We start from the raw sequence: 20,666 nt of genomic DNA on the forward strand, positions 1-20,666 counted from the left end.
GGCATATAGGAGGGTGAGGGTGTGTGTTCTGGTGTGTGTCTTGGATCATGGAGTTTCATGTCATGAATCATGCTGGGTTATGTCATGTGGTTTGGGATATTGTGTTGTATGATGTGGTTTGTCATGCTTTACAGGATATGATGGGTGTAATGTTGGTTAATGGGGTTGAGGATATGGTTTAGGATATGAAGTTTAATGGAGTGGTTAAGGTGAATGGTGGGTGTGAGTGAAGAATGAGGGTGGGGTGGTGAGTGTGGGGTGAAGGGTGTGTGGGCTCTTAATTTCTACGTTCATCTGGACGTATATCTGTGGTGTCTCTGGTGTGTTCTGGCTGTTGATGTTGGTAGTGGACTGTGTGTGTACCTGGTTTATATTCCAAGCCCCAAGCCCCACTCTTCACTGCTCCCACCCTCCTCGATCTCCCCTGCTCCACTCTCTCTTCGTGTCCGGCTTCGCCTTCCCCTCCGTTCCCGTTTCGCTGCCGGGTCGACCGACTCCAGGTGGTCGGAGCACTGTCGCTCCCGCCAGTGCTCTGCGGTCTCAGGTCGGTTCCCTCCCCGATCCCCTGGTGGCGTAGCCCCCTAAGCCCAAGTGGCCGATCTTCAGATCCGGGGTCTGGCCCCCTGGGTGATCAAGCGCCTTCCTTACCCGACCTGGATCTTCGAGCGTCTACCGGACTCGCTGAGTCCTGGTCGAGTGCCGGGTCTCGGGTAGCTCAACTCCCCGACCATGGCAGTCCTACTCTTGGCTCACCTATTCCTGGTGGTCGTGGGCAGCTCCATCCACCCGACCGCCTTCGCTCCCCTCCCTCCGCCCCTCATCCCCTCTCTCCCCGGTCGCCCCCTCTGGCCGACCCTCCCCTTGGTCGTCCATCCGGTGACAGTCCGATCATCACCTGGTCAGGTTGTTTGCGGTGTCCACTTGGTTGCTGGGTTCCTCCAGGTGCCGACCTCGATCCGCTAACCCCTGAAGCCCCGCCGAGGATGGCGAGTTGATCACCCCGGCCTTCGCTAAACTTCTCGGTCGGTCTCGTCCAACCCGAACACCAGATCCAGCTCTTCCCCACCCCGACACTACTGATGGCCAGAATCCCAAGATGGCGAAGCCACCCCTCCGGGGTAGAAAGGTGTGGTGGCCAGTGGTTCGGTTGGGGCCTGCCCCGGCTTCCTGGCTCTTGCCTTAATTTCCGGGTTCCGCTGGAAACCAGAACCAGAAACGGTTCCAGTGCTGGTTCCAGTCCCAGCACACCAGCGGAACCGTGTTGGGTGTGGTTGTCAGAAATCGGTCGAAAACGGGAACCGTGATCGGAACTGGTTTCCTGACCTGGAACTGGGTGATGGAGAGATGCCGGAACTGGGTGGAACTGATGATGACCCTCGAACCCCGAAGGCCCTGTCTACCGTCGAAGATCTCCCGCCCCTCCCTGGCACTCCCTTCCTCGGTTCCCGCAGACTTCGTCGCGGTTCCCTCGGCTTTGGCATCCTGCGTCGCTCTACCTCCTGCATCCATGCAGTCGTCAGTCGCGGTCGGCCAGCTCGTGACGGTCGGAGCACTGTCGCTCCCGCCAGTGCTCTACGGGCTCAGGTCGTTGCACTCCCCGATCCCTCTATGGTCTCGGGTCGCCCTGCTCCCCAACCCCAGAGGGCCGCTCCGCGCCCCCAGCTTGTTTGACCACAAAAGAAGCCGCCCCAAGCAATCCCCCCAAAGCACTCGCGCCCCTCCCCGGCCTCCCTTCCTCGGTTCCCGCCGACTGCGTCGCGGTTCCCTCAGCAGCGGTCGACCGACTCGTGGTGCTCGGAGCACTGTCGCTCCCGCCAGTGCTCTACGGGCTCAGGTCGGTTCCCTCCCCGATCCCATCGGTCAGCTGCGCTGCCCGTTTGTTTGACCCCAAAAGAAGCGCTCCCCCAACCGCTCCCCTCGGCTCTGGCATCGTGCTTCGCTCTACCTCCTCCATCCATGGAGTCGGGCGTGGTGTACCTGTTCAGCTCGCTGCGCTCCCCACCCGTCAGGGCCAGGCGTTTGCCCCCAAAAGAAGCCTCGCCAACCCCTTGGCGCAAAACCTTCAGCCCAGACACCCTGCCAATTTTTTGATACCAAACTGAAGCCGTGTTTGTGAGCAAACACAACGCAGGGTGGGACGGACAGACGGCGGGGCGGGGGTTGCCCGCCACCTCCGGGGTCTCGCAGTGAAACCCACCATTACGCCTTCGGCTTCAGGTGGATTTCCCTGCTCGGTCATTCGCTTCGCTCATGACCAGGATGACACCACGATTAGCGTGATCCTATAGATTCGGTGCGGGTGATAGCTTTCTGCCGGTTACGGCGGCTTTCCAAGATGCTGCTGGGGATGACGGATGCCATTAAGCCGCTCCAGGGCTTCGCCCTTTCGCGAAGAGTGGCGATGCTCCCGGCTTTTATCCAGGTGCTGGAGCTGGAGGGGCCTTGATCGGGCTGGGTGCTCTCACAAGATCAAGAGCGAGGTTGGACAGGAAGGGAAGCTGAGGGCTTTGGGTACTGCTGGAGGGGTTTTTGCGTTACCGGCTTTGGCGCCACCGTTAGAAATGGCGCCTCGGCCTCATGGCTTTTTAGCTTTAGCCGTTGATGCTGAGATTTATTGTGATGGATTTCTTTTCATCACCAGCACCGATTGTTTCGCTTTTTACTATGGAACTTCCGACTTTGTTAATCCCTTCCTTTTCGATAAAGATTAACTCTTTTAACATGGAAATATCCGACTTTATTTCGGAAATATCGATTGATGATGATTCCGAAAGCTTACTGAGGATTTGAAAGATAACCTGATATTCAGCGACAACTTCCCTTAGTTGCTTAAGCTCATCATGGATGGCTGCATAGTTACCATTAAGCTCAGAAATGTTTTGTTCCACGGACTTTGAAATGTACGACATGATTTAGCACCTTTGTTGTGCTCCATATATTGATATTGTTTTTTCATCCTTATGTTTATAGTTTGACAATGATCCTTACATGGATCAATCTTACAAATTAAGTATTTTTGGTTATATTTGATAAACAATTCTGCGGGCAATAAAAAAAGCCCCGCAGTGCGGGGCTGTTTGTTCGATGATTATTTTCTACTTGCGTGCTTGTCCAGGAATGCCTTGCATGCCTTCTTGCTTGTAAAAACGTTATCTTTTGGCTTGTCTTTTTCCGCCAGCTTAGACGCAATGCTTTTAGCAAAGCTGATCATTTTTTCCGTTGGTGCTGAGTCGCTGGCGGAGTCGTTAGCGGACTTGTGCTTATCGATGTAGGCCGACAGTTTCCGGCGATCAGCGAGTTCCTCGGGGCTGGGTTCCTTGCCGGAAGCCTGCGCCAGTTTCCTTGCCAGATTGAGCTGCGCCTCGGTTGGGGCAAGGGTTCCAGTCGTTTCTGCTCGTTTCTCATCCTGTTTCCCAATGTGTTCACTCAGAAACGCTTTCGCCTTTTCTGGTTCCGACAGGGTTCCGCGCGGCAAGGTCAGCCCCTTGCGTTCTGCGATGCTTTTGATGATTTCCTTCATTTTTGGTGTTACCACTGAAGGGCCGGAAACAGATTCCCGAACTGCCGTCTTGTTTCCGAATTCGGAATTGATCCAGACAATGTAGTTCTCAATCGTGCGGACGGTTTCCTCAATAAAGCTGTCCCGCTTTTTCTTGGCTTCTTCGTCATCCGAAAGCAGCGCCAGATCTGCAAGACGCCCTTCCCATTGCGCGGTGGTTTCGATCCGGTACAGCCAGTCGTGGCCATGCTTCATCTGGAACTCGATGAACTCCTGGCCTTTGTCTTCCAAGTAGAACTGCGCTGACTTGTCTGCGCGGATGTAGCCGCGAGTCTTTAGCGTCGGGATGATGTCCTTGCGCGTTGCTGGCGTACCAATGCCTTCAGGTTTGTTTTCGCCGTCGGACAGATAAGCGCGCATCTTCGGATCATCGATCTCGCGTGCTGCTTTTTGCAGGGCTTTTTCAATGTTCTGCTCAGAGTAACGCCCTGGTGCTTTTGTCTTGCCCTCACGGATTTCGACCGACTCAACCGTTGCCGACTGACCGTTATTTAGCTTGGGCAGTTCTGCGGTTTTATCTGCACCGACATTCATGATGGCCCGCCAGCCCGGATCGAGTGTGCGCTCTGCCTTGGCCACGAAGATCGATTCTGGCTGCTTCAGTAGATCCTCGACCGGCACCGAGAAGGTCACCTTCTGGGTGGCCAGTACAGCGGGCGGCAGCATGGCCTGGACATAGCGGGTGGCGATCAGCAGATACGCCGCACGCATGTGAGCTCCGGTGTGCTTGCCCTTCTTTTTCGGCTGCATGCCAGCCAGCACCTGGTCGTCCACTTCGCGAGTCGACGGGATGAGGCCATAGTGCTCCAGCTTCTTGCTGACGAAGACTTTGGGGCGGAATGCCTTGTATTGGCTGTCAGCCCCAGTGTGGATGGCTACAGCGCGCTTTGCTGCGACAGAGAGCGCCGGGATGCCTGCCACGACATTGAGCCTGGTATCACGCTCTTCAGGCTCATAGAGGTTCATCGGCAGCTCGCCGTGAGCTGTGCGCGGGTAGGAGATAAAGCCCTGCTCGTAAAGATCTTCGATTGCGGCCTGGGCGATGTCACCTGTGACCTTGCATTCTGCTGCCAGCGCCGACTTTGCTTCGACCAGGTCATAGGTGATCGGCGGATGCTGCTCACGCCGGCCCTCGCTGTAGTCAGAGACCTTGGCGGCACTGGCTGAGCCCATCAGGCGCCCCTCGAACGCCTTCACCGCGTCGTGATCGAGGAACAGCGGGCGATCCAGCTTGCCCTCACCCTGCAAGCCTTGCGGCTCCCAGCTGATGCCCTGCACCTGGTTGGCATCGATCAGCACTTGCGTGATCTTCGGGCTGTATTCAGCACCAACTAGGTTCGACAGGACAGAGAAATTGGCAGAGACGCCATAGAAGGTGCGGGCCTGGAAGTTACGGATCTCCATCTCGCGCTTGTAGATCATGAAGAGCGCCGCCGATTGGACGCGACCAACAGAGACCACGCTCTCACGCTTTGACCCCGTCCCCAGCACTTTGCCCATGTGGCCTTTGCGCCCGTAATGGGTCATGGCCCTCACCAGGTACATGTACGACCAGTCGCTTCGAGCTCGCGCTTCAGCAGCGCGTGCCAGAGGCTTTTTCTCGTAAGCCGGGAGTAGAGAGCCAAGTGCCTGCTTGATCGAGCGCTCATCCATACCTGCTGCCAGCCAGCAGCGCTGCACCGGCAGTTGGCAGTTGAAGTGCTCCAGGATCAGCCATCCGATGTATTCGCCTTCGCGGTCGGCGTCCGTAGCGAGGATGACGTTGCTGGCCCCTTTTAGGCCTTGCTTGATATTTTCCAGGAGCTCTTTGATTGAGCCAGTGCGATTGTCGTCTTCTTCCTTGATGGGAACGACTTTGACTTGCCGAGGCAGTTGCTCCAGGGCGTACGGGTTGTCCCATCCAAGCCCCGGATTGATGTCGTCAGGGGTTTCATGTTGCAGCAGGTGGCCACGCGCCCAAACCGCTTTCACCGGCTTGCCATGCAGCATTCCGGTGTAAGCCCCGCCGCTGCGGCTCCAGCCCATGGCCTTGGCCATGCTTTCGGCCACGTCCCGCTTTTCAGTGATGATCAGTGTCGTCACGTCGCTCTCCAAGAATGTATTTTCGACGTATCAATACTGTCACCTGATGGGCGATTGTGCAATGTATATTTCTGGTGTAGTATGTGTTTCAGGATTTAGGAGTGACCATGAGACTACACGCCCCCATCGCCTCTACAGCCGCAGGCCTACCCCTGTTCATTGCGAGCAGTGGCATTGATGAGGCCATCACGCAGCTCGATGAGCACCTCTCTGCTGGCAGCACTCGACCGGGCTATGAGCTTGGTCTTTTTCACGCCCTGGATGCGTCGAGCATGTCGTTTCACTCGCTTCGTCGCTCCAACCGCCCCGATGCCCATGAGCGCCCCTACCTGGTCTCTCACGCCTTTCTTGTAGGTGGGCCAGGTGAAGAAAGGGAGAGTGCCCGCTTCTATTTCGAAGGCGTTCTGATGAGCTTCAGGTCTGGCTCTGATGCTATTGGCTGCGACCTCTGGATTGATGGCCGTGATCGGATTTCTCTACCGCCAGACTCTGCTGTTGGCGTCCTCAAGTCGCTGCTGAGCGGCAAGTCCATTGTTGAAATGGGGTTTTGATATGCGAAGCGGTGTAGCTGGCCAGCTGGTTGATTTTTCTGAGGTTGTTGCTAATTACGCTAGCTTTGCTGGCGATCCGCTCTGCGCAAGAAGCCTGCTTCGCGATGTTCGAAAGCGCCTCTATAAGCGCAGGCTGCATTCTTTTGCGACCAGGTACTCGGGCGTTCTAACGGCTGAGGATATCGCCGAGCAGATCTGCGATTCAGAGCATGACGTTGTTAACGTTTACGGTGACAGTCTGAATCTCAGGGGGGTGAATTCTGAAGCTGGCGTCGAATACATCCTTGCTGTCTCCCATCTGAACATCCCTTTTTCGAGTCACCCCGGCTTTTATAAGACGCCTGATGCAATTGATCAGGCGATCATGGACAACCCCTTTGTTCTTTCAGAGATATCCCATAAGTTCGTTGGCGCGAAAGCACTTGCAGTTGCCATTTCTAAGGCCGCATTGGCGCTTGGGATGGTTGATATCAGGTCTTGTACTTATGAGTCCTGTGTCGATGCGGTTCGTTCTTTTCCGGAGGTTATAGAGCTTATCCCTAGCTTTTTGATGACGCGCGAGATCGTCAGGCTGGCGATGATTGGCAACCCGCATTTCGCGTTGCGCCATGTTCCGCTGGACATGCTGGATCGTGAGATTCTGCTTGAGGCTGTAAAGTCTGAGCCCAGCTTCCTGCTAACCCTGGTCGCCTGTGAGGGGTGCTACCTGGATGACGACATTGTCATCACCGCCGTGTCCATGATGCCCTCGCTTTTGCTGATGCTCCCCCGGCAGCTTATGACCAAGAAGCTTTTTTCTGCGCTGCTTGAGCATCATCCGGAGCTTATTTCAATTGTTCCGGTTGAAATGCTGACTGAAGATGTTGCCGCCATGGTTGTTATGAAAAAACCAGATCTCGTGGAAAAAGTTCCACGCGAGATTCGTGGCGTTAAAGTCTGTGCTGCTTATGCTGAGCATTATAGCCGTGGTTTTTCACGTTATTTCAGTCGCTCGGTAATTGATGCCTATAAAGCCAAGCGCCCTGCAATTCGATTGAATGATGAGCTTGGCGATATTCCAAGCTCGATTAAAATCAGGCGAATCCCTAAAAACATCCCTCTATAACCAAAACCGCTTAGTTGTAAACTTGATATAGCTTTCATTCATTCGTGATAATTGAATTAAGAAATTATCCCAAATAGAGAAAGCTATGTTCCACTCTCTTCAAAACCAATCAATAGAAACAGAAAACCCTGCCGTCAATTATTGCGGCGGGGTAGTTCTGTTTTTGCTTATCCAGTTCCAGAGAAACCATTTCTCAGCGGCTGTTTCTGTTTCCGCGACCCGGAAACCATCTGGTTCCGTTCGGTTTCTGCGCCACCGACCTCGCCAGATTCGCCCGTTCGGATGCGCCTTACTCGACAGCGGGTGACCACCTGTTTCTGCGCCAGAATCAAGCCAGAACCCTTGTAAATCAATAGGTTACGGCATCGGCGGAAACCGCTGGAACCAGCGAGTTGACAATGTATATTTCAAGGAATAGTCTGTGTCAAAGGATGGTTTCCTCGCCAGAAACCAAGAAGAGCCAAAAGAAACCATCAAATCATTGCGAGATCATCACCATGAACACATCACTCAATGCCCACGGGCAAAACCAGACAACGATAGATAAATGGCTGTCCGGCCTTTTCTTCTTTGTTAGCTGCGTCATCATCTCCCTGTTTACCATTGCCCACTTCAAGGAAAAGGGGAATCCAGGTCTCACGGCTATTTATGTCTTCGCCATGATTCTTGTTGAAGCCGCGTGTTGGAATGCTGTTAAAAAGATTTCTGCCTACTATCGGAATAAGAGCTTTGTGAAACTTGTTTTTGCTCTTGCTCTTGTTTGCGGTGGGCAGTTGTTTGTTGTCGGCATCCACTGGAATTTCATTTACACCTCATTTTCCGGTGTGGTTAAGAGTGATGAGGTAGAGCAAACAACCGCCCAGGAAAATCGCAAGGAAAAGATTGATCGCCTTGTTGCTGAGTACCGTGCGCTGGAAGCCCCTATCGAATCTCCAGATTTTGGAATTCCTTCGATTGAGTCCTCGATTCGCTCTGTCGAAGCCAACGCCAAGGAATCTGTTCGCCAGGGGAGCACCACGAACGGCCATAAGTTTTCCGTTGAGATCGGCAGCCTCCAGGACAAGCTGATGTCTGCCCAGAAGATGAAGAACGATTTCATTCTTGCAGAGCAACAGCGCCGCGATCAGCGCAAGCGTGAAATCATCTCGGAGGTTGATCAGACGAAGAATGAGATGCTGGCTTCATCCAAAGCCGGAAGCACCTCAAAAATGCTGTCTGAGGAAAATGCCCTGTACCTGGCCTTGTTCGGCGCGATCCTGATCAAGCTGGGTGGGCTTGTCAGCACGATGGGGTCTGTTCATGAGAGCCCTACTCGTCTCTCCGATCTGCGCTCAACTGCCAAGCAGAATCCAGCTTCAGCTGAAGAGGTTCGACGCCCCCTTGCCACGCCCTCAGAGCCGCCTGTAGCTGCTCAGAGTCCTGTATTGGCACCTGCCGCCCCTGTGGTGGCCGTAGAGCAGCCTGAAGAGCCCCTGGAGCCCCTTCGCTCAGTTGCTTGCGCTGCTCCAGCTGCGCGCGATGAGCGAATGGCAGATCTGGTGTCTGTCGAGGCTGATCCGGTAGTGCTGCAAGCGCCTGGTGTTGACGCCGAAGCACTCGCCGAGTCGTCTTTGGAGCCCGCCCCCTCAAATAGCCTGACTGCTGATTCGATAGTTGCTGAAGTCAGCAGCCAGTACCGGGACTATTACAGGGCGCTGCTGGTGTTCATGAAGACCTACCCAAGGGACAGGAAGATCCCCACCAAGGACATCCCCGAGTTGGCAGATGTTTCGATGGCAAACAGCAAGATGCTCATGATCTACAAGCACGCCAAATCCATTGGCTTGATGGCTCAACCATCCGGCGACGGTGGCCCGTATTTCGTGACCGATCTGATTGATGAGGTGGTCATCTAACCACCCCGCAAAGGGGATACAAAATTGGTATTCCCCTTTGATACTAAATTGGTATATAACGCTACCAGCGCGCCATGGAGACTCGGCAATGACCGAAGCGATTAATCAGCAGGAACCGACTTTGGTTCGTCAAGGAAAGCGGGGGCCACGGAAGTCCGAAAACCCCCGCAAGGCCCTTGAGCTCTGGATCTACCCGAAGCCGGGTGACATGGAGCTACTAAGCCAGGCTGATGCCAAGCTTCAAGAAGACGGCCTGTGCAAAGAAGCAAAGCTTCGTGAGGGTCATCTCAGCTTTACCGAGATTTTCCTGGCGATCCTGCGCTTTTACCGAGCGCACTCAGATCTCCCGCTTGAACCTGTCATGCAGCCCAATGGAAAGCGCGGAAAGAGCGCCAAGATCGGGCTGAACAAGGAAGAGGCACAAGAATGGCTGGAAGCCAGACCCTTGCTTGATTCTGTACTTAGCAAACCTGGGAAAGACGACTGTCGCCCCATGGATGCCATGCTGTCGCTAGCCAGTTTTTACCTCAGAAACCGCGAAAATCGGGGCCTTCCGGAAACCTAACCGATTTTCCTGAATTGTAAATATACATTTTGCATACAAGCCACTTTACATTGAGATACCAAACTGGTTTACTAAGAATATAGCGACACGCTAAAAAACTAGAAAGGGTCAGAAACCATGTCCAACCACAACCGCGACGAGTTCGTCACCAGACGACTCACCCTTAAGAACAGTCGGATCGTGAACTGCATTCACGACATTATCCGCTATCGGTACTACGCCCCTGGCAAAGATCTGAGCATCAACAAAAAAGATGACATGAAGGCTTTTGCTCCTAACTGGTTGCTGTATGGCCTGCTGATCGACAAGTTGCGCAGTGGCGACACCACGCTTCGAATTCCGTTCCTTACGTTCGATCAGATGAAGTCCGGGCTCATGCTGGAATTTTTCAATGACGACGAGATGATGCGCCAGGTCGTGGAGATCGATCTCAGCACTGTAGCCTCCCTGTCCGAGCTGACCAATCTGTTGATGGGTCTGGCTGATGCTGCAATGCCTGTCGATGAGCCCAAGGGCCTTGAGTCCGACTCTGCCGCCCCGGTGGTTGCAGCCACAGCCAAGGCAGCCCCTGTGGTTTCCGTGGATGCCGCACAAGAGGCCGCCGAAGCTATCAAGGCTGCTTTTGGCGAGAGCGTGGAAGAGGTTGTCCAGGATGAGGAGCCTGCTTTGAAGCCAGAGCAGGAGCTGGTGGCTGAATCGACTCAGGAAGCTGAGATCGATGCCCAGCCCGAAGTGGAGATGGAAAGCGAGCCAGAGGGCGATGCCCACAAGCAATTGGATCTGGTGGATGCGGTCGAGACCAGCACTGAACAGCACGAAGAGGCTGGCAAGGCTGATGAGACCGAAGAGACCGAAGAGGCTGAAGAGGAAGATGAGTCGGCTGTTGAGTTTGAGCCGATTGAAGCCGCACCTGCGAAAGCCAGCGCATTGTCCGATGCAAAGGCTAAGCACGCCGAGCTGATGAAGCGCCTCCATGAAGGTGGCGTCGGAAAAACCAATAACTAAAAAAAGAAAAACCCCGAGAGGTGTCCGCCTCACGGGGTTCACAAAAAGCATTCATTATCAGGATCAGTGACATGAACGATAGAAAAAATAAGCCAAAGGGCGGGCAAGATCAAGCTCGTTCAGAAGGCAGAGTGCCTTCACCCGACAATTCAGCTGATTTTTCAGCTATTAGCGAGCTTGCCAGCCAAGTCAAAAACCTCAATGGTGTCGTTACCCAGCTGGTTGAAAAGTCGAACGACACGTCCGCACCCGCATGGGTTGCTGGTCTGATCGAGAGCTTTTCCGGCCTTACGAACATCGTCAACGGCTTGAGCGGCACCATCGAAGGGCTAAAGGCTACCGCCGATGGGTATGAAGCTCGCCTTAAGGCGCTCGAAGAATCCTGCGGCAAAGCAGCCACTCAGGATCAGGTTGCTGGCCTGATCGGCAAGGTCGACGTCATCGTCGATGAGGCCATTCCGGGGGTTCGCGCCCAGCTGGATGAAATCCATGCTGAGATTGTGGCGATTCGTGCTGCGATTGAGAGCCTTGAGGGTTACGTTAAAAGTCTCGACGAGAATCAGGCCCTCATTGCCAAAAATACCGAGTCCCTCGCTGCCTCATACCAGTCGATTGAGAGCCAGCTGGCACCCATTGCTGAGATTGCAGACGGCATTGGCAATCTCCAGGGCAGTCTTTCCATCATCATCGAGCTGCTGGGCAATCAGCCTGAACTCTTTGAGACAATGCTTGATGAAAAGCTTCTTGCCCAAACCAATCAGTTTAAGGCGCATTTTTCTCGTATTGAGAAAGCATCAAATGCAATCATCAGCCTGGGTGATTTGCATGGCCAGTTGATCGACGCCTCGAACGAGGCTATTGGCAATATGCGCTCGATCTCAATTACGGCAAAAACGCTGGTGAGCAGCGCTGTCAGCGCAACCGTAAACAACACCATTGATCTGCTACAGCCCCGGATCATGGATATGGTCAATCCGGCCATGGATGCAATTGAGCGTCGCTTTACCAGCGTCGAGCTTGTTGATATGGCCAAAAAATACTCCACCCAAGTGGATGCCATCCTGAAAGCGCATGAGGCTATTGGTTTGGCCCATGATGCACTCCCAGAATACCTTTCGGAGCTTACTGACACCGTCAAGACTCTTGAGGGCGCCAGGGAGACTTCGCTTGCTGATTTCGTGGGCCTTCTCGGTGACCTAAAGAAGGGCTTTGAAGAGCTCTCAAAGAAAACTGGCCCGGCCATTGATAAGGCTATCAAGCTTCATGACAGCCTTGGCTCTATTCACAACATCAGTAATGAACTGAGCACCAACCTTGTTCAGAATGCCGGCGATGTTCTGGCTCTTCAGTTTTCCAATCAGATCAAAAACCTGAATGGAACCTTTATGGATGCTGTAGTGGCCGCCATTGGGGAAGCGCTGCCAGTGGCACTGGATAATTATTATGCAAGGAATAATGCATCGTTAATTACGCCTGAATAACAATAACAATAAAAGGTAAATCATCATGGCAAAGCCAATAAGTAACCCATTATTCCAGTCAAGAACTGAAATCCTTTCTGAGCTCAATGATATTGAGTCAGCTGATCTTCGTCAGTTCTTTGTTCGCGAATCCGAAAAAATCCACGGTGACATTGAAGGTGACAGTGGAACTGGCAAGCGAACTGGCAATCCCTATTTAGATAAGGTTGGCGTCTCCAGCGATTCAGTCCTGCCGGATAAATACTCTCGGACGCGCACAAAGTCTGAGCACTCGCCGGCATTTCCTGATGACATGCCACTCAGAAATCTGCTTTTGCGAAAGGATGTTAATGGCGCATGGAAAGACCCTAACTCCATTGATCCATTCAATAGGTTTTGGAAGGTGTTTTCGCAAAACGACGACAACAAGAATCACAACGAAGAATACAAGGATAGATTCTTTCAGTCTATTGGCTCAGAGGCCTACCCTCGCAGCATGTCTGAGATTTCTGTTCGTCTAATGAACGTTCTTGATGAGGAACTTTCTCTCAAGCTCCTTGATATGGATTCGCTCAAGCGTTTTTCCAATAAGAACCTTACCTATGACGATATTAGTCGAGGCATCAAGTCAGGCGCTATTAAGCAAGATGAGATCAATGCTGCTTATGAGTGCGCCGCTCATCCAGGCATTCATTCTCGACTCAAGACTATTTACATTTCGGCCCTCAATCATCGCCTGGGCGATTATTTTGAGAAAAGGGTTGAGTCTGGAAAATACGACGCCAGCTACAGCGACCTGAAAAAGATCGCCTATGCATGCCAGAAATACGCATTAGATCAAGCACGCCTTTCGATCAAGCACGAAAGGGAATTGATTAAGTGTCAGAATTATTTCATCGATGCCACCAGCAAGGTGATTCACGAAGCTATGGTGGATCGTTCTCTTGCTGGTCAGAAGACCTACAGCCAGTACGGCAGAACCGTTCGGTTTGATCCTAAGAAACCCATGCAGGATCAGCTAAAAGCCATTCGCGATGCATACCCAGCTTGGGTTTCAAAACGCCTGGATAACCTTGTTTCGAAGGGTCTGGTTCCATCGGCTGCTGCGGCCATTGCCGCCAAGAATGGTCGTATCCATGCGACAGCAGAGGATGTGAAGGCCGCGCTCAAGGCTATTGAGAGTGCTCGCAAGAATGTGGGTGAATTCAGTTCGACCAAAGACTTCCTGACCCGACTCTCGGGCAGTGATGCCATTGGCAAGCAGCTCTCCAGCTATCTGAATAGCGCAGCTACGGCACGTCAAAGCCTTCTGGCTGGGGTTGAGGGCCTGGCGACCAAGCTGGCCACCTACCAGCGCGGCCAGATGCCCAATAGCTCTGGCACGACCTCAAGTCGCGCCAGGACGAATTTTGATGATCGAATGATGGGTCAGGCTGTTGCTGCCACGGCAATTTTGCAGGCCGGTAACAAGCTGCCATCGCTGAAGATCATCAATCAGTCCCTGAGCGAGTTTGGCCTGAGCGTGAGTGCGGCCAAGCAGCAGGTTAAGCAGGCAAAAGTGCTGGATCAGGGGCTGGCGGTAAGGCTTGGAAAGGCCGAGGCAAGGGGCAAGGGCACCGTTAAGCAGGATCTGGCCCTCCGCGACCAGCTGGGTGCCCAGCAATCCGGCAACGTGCTCAAGGCCAAGAAATCGCCTGACTCATCACGGATGGAGAGCATTGATCGGCACCTGGCTGAAAGAGGGGTCGCCCTCCGGAAGGAGGTCATCAAGCAGGAGTCGACCGCCAAACCAGAGGCGCCGAAGCCAGCTGACGACCCTGACAAGAAGGGGCCGAAAATCTAACCGAAACCGCTTAGTTTGTAAGTCCTTCGGGGCTTGCAAACTAATTTGGTATTTGCAATACTGAAAATGTAGAGCAAATATACATTTGGAACAGAAGATGGCCCCTCAAGCATCCACCCCGAAAAAACCCCGTGGCAAATTGCACAGGATCTCCTACGAGGAGAGCCTGGTGCCTGGCAACGAGGAAAAGTCGAAGAAGGAGGCTGCCAGGCTTTACAGCAGGGCCAACACGCGTGAGGCTCGCCGCGAGCGCATGGCTCAGCGTGTTCATCGCACCAATGAGGATGAGAGCCCGGAGGTCAATCCAAAGGGAGATGGTCTGTCCAAAGCCATTCGCATGAGCTCAGCCTGTTCGCGTGAGCGCGACGAGGTGATGGACTTCTCGACCGACTACCCCTTTGAGCTAGATGCTGCCACCGGCACTTACGTGCAAAGCAAGAATTCATGCGGCCATAAGATTGATGCGGGCGGTACTGCTGCCCTCTACACCCCAGCGCCCTTGCTGTCCGGGCCCAACATGGTTTCTGCGCACAAAATCAGAAAGCCAGCCATTGCAACTATGGTTATCGACTACGAGGCCATGGGTCTGAATCCAACAGCTGTTCAGTCGGGCACTCTGTACCAGATTAGAAACAACAACCATTCCCCGATTCCTGTCAGTGAAGAGAGCGAGGTTGTTCGAGTAAAAACCATCTCTCAGATGCACCATGAAATGTTCTCCAGGTGCTTCAACATTCTTCAGTTCTGCGTTGAAAATAATCTGGGTGGCGGAACTATTCATATTTTTGCGCATAACCTTGATGGTTTTGACGGCATCTGCACTTCTAAGCACCTGAATATCAAAAAGGGTGAGGATGGCGCTTACTTTACCTACCGCCATAACGAAGTCGATTATTTCGTTTCGGCTGAAATCACCAAGTTTGGTAGCTGCTCCAAGATTACGTTTGAAGTGAACCTTGGCAAGAATGGCACTTTTCGCTTTGAAATGATTGATTCCATGGCGCTCATGGCAGTTAATCTTGGCGCCTTTGCGACCTATGATCTCAAAAAAGATAACACGCCATTCATGTTTACCAACACCCTGGAATGGCTGCATGAGCAGGGTTATGGTGACATTACTCAAGCCGATCTTTTGAAGTACATTGACAACTCACACAAATATGAGTTACTCCCTAATGGCTACTGGATCACCAACTATTTCGTAAACGACGAAGGCGTTGAGGTTTACACCTCGTGCCCCATCGTCACCAAGAAACACCCTCGCGGCCACCTGTTTTCTGATCGCCTGGTTAATGCGATTACCCACTGGAAATCATTTGAGTCGGCGGACGCTATCCGCTATGGCAAGCATGACGTCCTGATGCTGGCGAATGCATTGAACGCCTGCTATTCGGTATGTGGCGAATTCGGCATTCGTAGTCCCAGTGCCTATCAGACCATCGCCCAGATCGGTGCCCAGGGGCAAATTTGCGGCATTACGGCTGACCTCTACGTCAGGAATGAAAAAGGCGAGATCCAGTTTGAGGATCTGCGTGAAGGCTTTCTGTTGCCTTACCCAGTTCGCAAGTACGCCCACCCTGTCGACTTTACGCTGGCGATCGCAAACCATCGCGGTCACTGGATTTTGAATGCAGCCGATTCTGAGTATTTTATGCGTACGGGAGTTATCCCGAAAAAGAGCATGAAAGGTGATCAGGCTGAAGATGATAGTCGAGACAATCTTCCTCGCGTTGCCATTTTTGACAAAAAGGAAAACGCCTATCGCATTGGCATTGAGACGAAAAACGAGGAAACCGGCAAGGTTGAATTTGAGTGTGAAGTGACTGTTCGCTTTGATGGTCTGATGGAAAGCACTGGCGTTACCGTTCAGATGCAGACCTGGTACATCAGCGAAAAAGCCAACCGCTATTGCTTTTATGCGCAGTACGGTGGTCGAAACGATGTCATTTGCCCGAAGAATCCGACCGGCACTGTCATCGTGGTTGTCGATGCGAACTCGATGTACCCGAGCGTCATGCGTGATGGCGTAAGACTTCGCTTCCCCGAGAAGGACTATTTCGGTAAGCAGGCTTATTACAACGCCATTCTTGGTTATGTTGATCCTCGCCTGATGGATACTGGATCGACAGGCTGGATGAGAAATTCAGGCTTGTCGGTCAAAGCTCGCCAGAAGAAGAAGTTCAGCTTCTACAGCAAAGCCGTCTTCAATAAGGTTCCAGAGCTCTTCCTACCCGACGCTGACGAAAATGGTTATGTCGATGCCTCGCTGCGCGATCAGATCGTAGATGTCCTGGACGCCATCAAAGCAGACAAGACCAAGAAGGGTTTGAAGCATTACGACTTCAGCCCTCTGACCCAATTTCCAGGCATCACGGTTTCTGACACCGGCAGAACCGTTACGGTCGAGTTGGAAAGAGAGATCGATGTTGTGTTGGGTCGCCAGAATGCATTGATGGTGCTTCAGGCTCGCGGCGGCATTTTCTACGCCAAGCTGCCCCGCTCACTCTGTAAGGTAATGCGCAAAGTCGGCGCCCTGCCTGTCACGCTGACCGGCAGTGACCACGATGGTCGCGTCTGCTACCCGGACTGGAAAGACGGTCGCCTGTGGGGCTACTTCACTGCCGAAGAGCTTCAGTATTTCCTGAGCCAGCCAACCGTTGATGACAGCCTGGTCGAGATCGACCTGTCTCGCTCCTGCCATGCGCCGATTCTGGGTGTTGGTGTTGGCATCTCCGAAATGGGTGTTCCCTACACCTTTGGTGAGCCCATGAGCTGCTTCCATGACTACATCGACATGGCCTGGAAGGCTCGCCACAAGTGCAAGAAAGAGCTCAAGGCTCTTGATGCGAAGCTGCGCAACCTGGAAAGCCTGACTGTTCAAAACCCGGTCGAGAAAGACCGTACTGAAGCCAAGATCCTGGAGCTGAAACTTCGCTCCCTGATGATCAAAACCTTCATGAACGCAGGTGGCTTCGGTGTCCAGGCGCAGAACGTCAAGCCTACTGTTGAATTCAACAGCGACGACCTAGTTGCCTGCCTCAATGCGGTAACCACGCTTTCGACTCAGGACGATTCCTGGGGCCCTGTTGATGGTTTTACCCGCACTGTTATTAAGCGCCTTGATCGCTTCATCGCCGACTTCAAGGCGGCGGAAAAAGAAAGGGAAGAAGAACGCCAAAGGAATGGTGAGCCAGAAGGCAGCGAGAAGGCTGAGCTCCCTGGTTGCCTACAGATTTTTGAGGCGAAGTATGCAGAGGTCACCGATGCCCTGAGTGCAGTTAGTCAGAAGCTCCCAATGGACGGGGTCAGCCTGGCTGATCGCGAGGTCTTTGTTCGTTACCTGGATGCCATCAGGCGCACCAAGGGCGAAGAGGCCATTGCAAATGCTTCGCCTGAATCAGATCTGGGTCGCGCAGTTTCGATTCTTCGCGAGCTTTCGGCGCGTTATTCCTGGAACGATCTGCGCTTCTACCTGAGCATCCTCAATGAGCTGATCCTTCCGGATATCGAGGCGGTCAGGTCGATGGAGGAGGTGATCCTCTCTAACCGCCTGAAGGTGGATGATGACGCCGAAGACACCATCAGGCTTCTGCGCAAAAAGGCCGCATTCCGCCATGTCGGCGAGATGCTGCTTGAGCGCACTGACGTCTTCAATCAGGGCCATCCACGGATCACCTCGCTGTCCGAACTGTGGAAGGTCATTGAGGATCGACTGGTCAGTGCTCGTGCCGGCCTGAAGGCCGACCTCGACATTTACCGTCACATCTTTGCGGAGTTCGCGGCCAACCACTTCCGCAGTTTCCAGGCAGTTAATCTGCGCATGGATGATGGTCGTCGCGTAGTGCGCTACATCATGTCGACCATCGAGGTTACCGCCTCGCATGCGAACCGTGCCTTTGCGATTTCGATTCCTGCCAAGGGTCGCGTGAAGCTCCATATGGCCCTGCGCGCGGCATACGATCTTGGCTTTGAAGTCGCGTACTTCGATACCGACTCGCTGCACCTGATCATCCCATGCTCCTCAGACGAAATCCCTGAAGCTTTACTGATCAAAGCCGTCAAGGATCAGGCTGATTTTATCGAGCGCTTTGCGTCTTGCCGGTACGACATTTTCAGCACTGAAGACAGTCACGACAAAGAGGTGGTCTTCAAGACGGTGGCAGCCGGCCTGGATGCAGACATGGTAATCAGGAACCTGAATTCAGTGGGCGCCACTGCCATGAAAAATGAAGAGGGCAATGTCTTTGTCATGTACCAGTGCTCTGGCAATCCACATCGCGCACTCTTGAGGCTGTTGCAGTGCAAGCCAACCCTTGAAATGGGCGATGACCTCGGCCAGTGGGACATTGAGCCCAAGATTGTCGAGAAGGAGTATGCGGTTCCAGGCAAGTGGAAAAAAGGCGATCTGGTACGTGCCAGCAACGTCTTCTACCTCGGCAAGAAAGTCGTGATGTTCTGCGATGACGAGTACAACCTGCTTGACTGCCGCGTTGCCGGTATCTCTCTGAAGAAAAAGCTGGAACGCGCCGCCCTGATGACCATCGTCCAGCAGACCGGCAGCATTGGAGATCGTGCAGGCATTATCGCCTCGCCACCCGTGCTGATTGACCGATTGGCTGAGTTCGAAATGGGCACTGACAAAAACTCAAACCGGATCTGCGGCATGTTTGCCAACTCATCTCGACTGTACCCAGTTGGCACAGACGCTGAAGGCAAGCCTGACTACGAGAACCTGTCGTCCACGCCTATTGTGCTGTCACCCAAGCTGGCCATGAAGTCCAACCGCTTCGTATCCGATGCTGAAGGCACGCTGACTTCCTTCTACGACCCAGCATTCAAGAGGGGTGTTATGTCAGCGCGTGAGGCTGGAGCTTCTTACTCAGAGCAGGGCTATGCCCGCAATCACCTGGGTGGCCTGGCAGGGATGGAAGCTGCTCTCAAGCTTTTCCTGGACAACGTCAAGGTCGGTGGAAAGCTGGTGGCTGACCTGCGCAAAGAGATCGATGCCGAGTTCAAGCTCATCCAGGAAGGGCATGACAAGGGCCGCATTACTTACGAGCTCGATGGCGAGCTCTACGGCGAGCTGAGCATCGAGGACGTGCGGGAAGAGCTGGAGAGCGAACGTATTCGTGAAGATGTGCTTGCACAGCTTGCATAAACACATGACTAACATCTAATATACAATTACAAGAAAGGGTCAGGATCATGAGCAACGAAAACCAAGAGGTGAGCAGCCAGGAGTACCGGGAGGCTGCTGCCTACATCAAAAAGACACTCGAATTCACTCGGGATCTGCTGGATATGTCCGGAGTCGTGGAGCACAGCCACGTTGATCGCGGTCGCTACGTCGAGATCATCAACATGAACATCCTGCGGGCCCATAGCGCCTGCTACTTGTCGCGCAAGGGCGTTCTTACCGTGATGGGGCACGACCCCAAGGGCAACGTCTACTTCAAAGGCTTGACCACCAAGATCGTCGAGTCGGTGATCCCGATCAAAAGCCGTGAGCTTCTGATTGACGGGATTCTCTCGCGTGGCGAGGTTTCGGTTGTGGATGAGTACCTGACCACCAAGGGCTTGTCCGATGGCAAGTCCTACGTCATCGACTGCCAGATGCTGGATGCAGATGTGGCCATCAAGGATCTGCGTCTGTTCGAGGGCAGCATCTCCGAGAAGGGCTTTAAGTTCGGCATCGAGCTCACCAACGGCATTTGCGGTGAGCTGTGCGTCGAGCTGGATGCAGCGTCCAAATACCTGACGTTCGATGAGGTGACTGGCTTCACCTGGTCGGTGATGAGTGAGCCAACCGACGACTCCAAAATGGGGTTCGAGACCTACTACATGAAGTCCAGGATCACTATCGGCGATTTTGAAATATCGCTTGTGGATGAGGACTTTGTGGATCTTGCCTGCACCCATTCAATGGCCGTGACGCCGAAGCTGAAGAAGCCGTAGAAATGAGCGATTTCCTCGACGAGCTGGCCATCATGTCCAACGAAAAGTCCGAGTTCCTGGAGCGGGACTTTTCGGTTGTCATGCGTTCGGCTCATCCCACCATCCCGCATGCTGCCTCCCTGTGCGTGGAGACCGCCGAGCTTCTGGTGATTGGTCGAGCCAACGGGCTGATCTCCATTGCCTACATGAAAGCGGTTGAGCCTGATATTTTCCGGGCCCTGGTGCGTGATCGTCGAATGACCTTCGAGAACGTCGGCTATGTCGAGAAGGTACTGGGCGCAAAGAGCAAGGACTACAAGCAGGTCAGGCAGCTCCCCATCTCGATCTACAGCAATGAAGCCAAGATTTCGGCGCTCAGGCCGCAGCGCCGCCGCCAAGATGGCGCACTGTTCAACATCCTCTTTGCCAAGAAGAATGTTCGCCTACCTTCCCCGAAAGGGGGATATGTCACGGTGGATTGCCCACCCCTGGCCGGCGAGATCCTGATCGAAAACCCTGCCAATTTTTCTGAGTTCAGTGCCTACGACAAGGGCATTGAGATCCAGGGCGAACGCTACGATCTCCACCAGATCGACTACGCCATGCTGGCCGCTATCAGCTTCGTCGAGTGGTAGTCACCACCGCGCCATAAAGGCCCGCCACGCGC

Annotated in this window: 12 protein-coding genes; 10 read left to right on the plus strand and 2 right to left on the minus strand. The window is 53.5% G+C overall.

All coding sequences use genetic code 11. From position 1 onward, the window contains the following. Positions 1-2,591 precede the first annotated feature (2,591 nt). Both F3I62_RS18745 and F3I62_RS18750 read right to left on the minus strand, forming a co-directional pair. A complete protein-coding gene (locus F3I62_RS18745; protein ID WP_160491165.1) occupies positions 2,592-2,909 on the minus strand; it encodes a hypothetical protein in 318 nt (105 codons plus the stop codon). 179 nt (positions 2,910-3,088) lie between these two features. Beyond that, on the minus strand, positions 3,089-5,641 hold the full coding sequence (locus tag F3I62_RS18750; protein ID WP_160491166.1) for a DNA topoisomerase: 2,553 nt from the start codon (positions 5,639-5,641) through the stop codon (positions 3,089-3,091). Between the two features lie 107 nt (positions 5,642-5,748). On the opposite strand from F3I62_RS18750, the gene F3I62_RS18755 reads away from it, so the two are divergent. From F3I62_RS18755 to F3I62_RS18800, 10 genes are all read left to right on the plus strand, one after another. Then, on the plus strand, positions 5,749-6,192 hold the full coding sequence (locus F3I62_RS18755; RefSeq protein WP_160491167.1) for a hypothetical protein: 444 nt from the start codon (positions 5,749-5,751) through the stop codon (positions 6,190-6,192). A 1-nt stretch (position 6,193) separates the two neighbouring features. Further along, on the plus strand, positions 6,194-7,297 hold the full coding sequence (locus F3I62_RS18760; protein ID WP_160491168.1) for a hypothetical protein: 1,104 nt from the start codon (positions 6,194-6,196) through the stop codon (positions 7,295-7,297). Between the two features lie 497 nt (positions 7,298-7,794). Beyond that, positions 7,795-9,192: a hypothetical protein gene (locus F3I62_RS18765; protein ID WP_160491169.1), complete on the plus strand. Its 1,398-nt coding sequence runs from the start codon at positions 7,795-7,797 to the stop codon at positions 9,190-9,192. A gap of 88 nt (positions 9,193-9,280) precedes the next feature. Beyond that, a complete protein-coding gene (locus F3I62_RS18770; protein ID WP_160491170.1) occupies positions 9,281-9,757 on the plus strand; it encodes a hypothetical protein in 477 nt (158 codons plus the stop codon). A gap of 117 nt (positions 9,758-9,874) precedes the next feature. Next, positions 9,875-10,762: a hypothetical protein gene (locus F3I62_RS18775; protein ID WP_160491171.1), complete on the plus strand. Its 888-nt coding sequence runs from the start codon at positions 9,875-9,877 to the stop codon at positions 10,760-10,762. Between the two features lie 71 nt (positions 10,763-10,833). Continuing rightward, positions 10,834-12,243 carry a hypothetical protein gene (locus F3I62_RS18780; protein WP_160491172.1) on the plus strand — a complete coding sequence of 470 codons (1,410 nt, stop codon included), beginning with the start codon at positions 10,834-10,836 and terminating at the stop codon, positions 12,241-12,243. Positions 12,244-12,268: 25 nt separating this feature from the next. Beyond that, positions 12,269-14,065 carry a hypothetical protein gene (locus F3I62_RS18785; protein ID WP_160491173.1) on the plus strand — a complete coding sequence of 599 codons (1,797 nt, stop codon included), beginning with the start codon at positions 12,269-12,271 and terminating at the stop codon, positions 14,063-14,065. Between the two features lie 97 nt (positions 14,066-14,162). After that, the gene (locus F3I62_RS18790) at positions 14,163-19,223 is read left to right on the plus strand and encodes a hypothetical protein (RefSeq protein WP_160491174.1); all 5,061 of its coding nucleotides are present in this window, start codon (positions 14,163-14,165) and stop codon (positions 19,221-19,223) included. Positions 19,224-19,270: 47 nt separating this feature from the next. After that, on the plus strand, positions 19,271-20,020 hold the full coding sequence (locus tag F3I62_RS18795; RefSeq protein ID WP_160491175.1) for a hypothetical protein: 750 nt from the start codon (positions 19,271-19,273) through the stop codon (positions 20,018-20,020). A gap of 2 nt (positions 20,021-20,022) precedes the next feature. After that, positions 20,023-20,634: a hypothetical protein gene (locus F3I62_RS18800; RefSeq protein WP_160491176.1), complete on the plus strand. Its 612-nt coding sequence runs from the start codon at positions 20,023-20,025 to the stop codon at positions 20,632-20,634. Positions 20,635-20,666: the final 32 nt, after the last annotated feature.

Origin of the sequence: Pseudomonas sp. R-28-1W-6 (assembly GCF_009799925.1) — a bacterium.
Classification (GTDB): domain Bacteria; phylum Pseudomonadota; class Gammaproteobacteria; order Pseudomonadales; family Pseudomonadaceae; genus Aquipseudomonas.

Bases quoted from the DNA above. Each gene is read 5' to 3' on its own strand.
- F3I62_RS18780 (WP_160491172.1), top strand. From the start codon at position 10,834: ATGAACGATAGAAAAAATAAGCCAAAGGGCGGGCAAGATCAAGCTCGT.
- F3I62_RS18800 (WP_160491176.1), top strand. From the start codon at position 20,023: ATGAGCGATTTCCTCGACGAGCTGGCCATCATGTCCAACGAAAAGTCC.
- F3I62_RS18765 (WP_160491169.1), top strand. From the start codon at position 7,795: ATGAACACATCACTCAATGCCCACGGGCAAAACCAGACAACGATAGAT.
- F3I62_RS18775 (WP_160491171.1), top strand. From the start codon at position 9,875: ATGTCCAACCACAACCGCGACGAGTTCGTCACCAGACGACTCACCCTT.
- F3I62_RS18790 (WP_160491174.1), top strand. From the start codon at position 14,163: ATGGCCCCTCAAGCATCCACCCCGAAAAAACCCCGTGGCAAATTGCAC.
- F3I62_RS18745 (WP_160491165.1), bottom strand. From the start codon at position 2,909: ATGTCGTACATTTCAAAGTCCGTGGAACAAAACATTTCTGAGCTTAAT.
- F3I62_RS18785 (WP_160491173.1), top strand. From the start codon at position 12,269: ATGGCAAAGCCAATAAGTAACCCATTATTCCAGTCAAGAACTGAAATC.
- F3I62_RS18760 (WP_160491168.1), top strand. From the start codon at position 6,194: ATGCGAAGCGGTGTAGCTGGCCAGCTGGTTGATTTTTCTGAGGTTGTT.
- F3I62_RS18770 (WP_160491170.1), top strand. From the start codon at position 9,281: ATGACCGAAGCGATTAATCAGCAGGAACCGACTTTGGTTCGTCAAGGA.
- F3I62_RS18795 (WP_160491175.1), top strand. From the start codon at position 19,271: ATGAGCAACGAAAACCAAGAGGTGAGCAGCCAGGAGTACCGGGAGGCT.
- F3I62_RS18755 (WP_160491167.1), top strand. From the start codon at position 5,749: ATGAGACTACACGCCCCCATCGCCTCTACAGCCGCAGGCCTACCCCTG.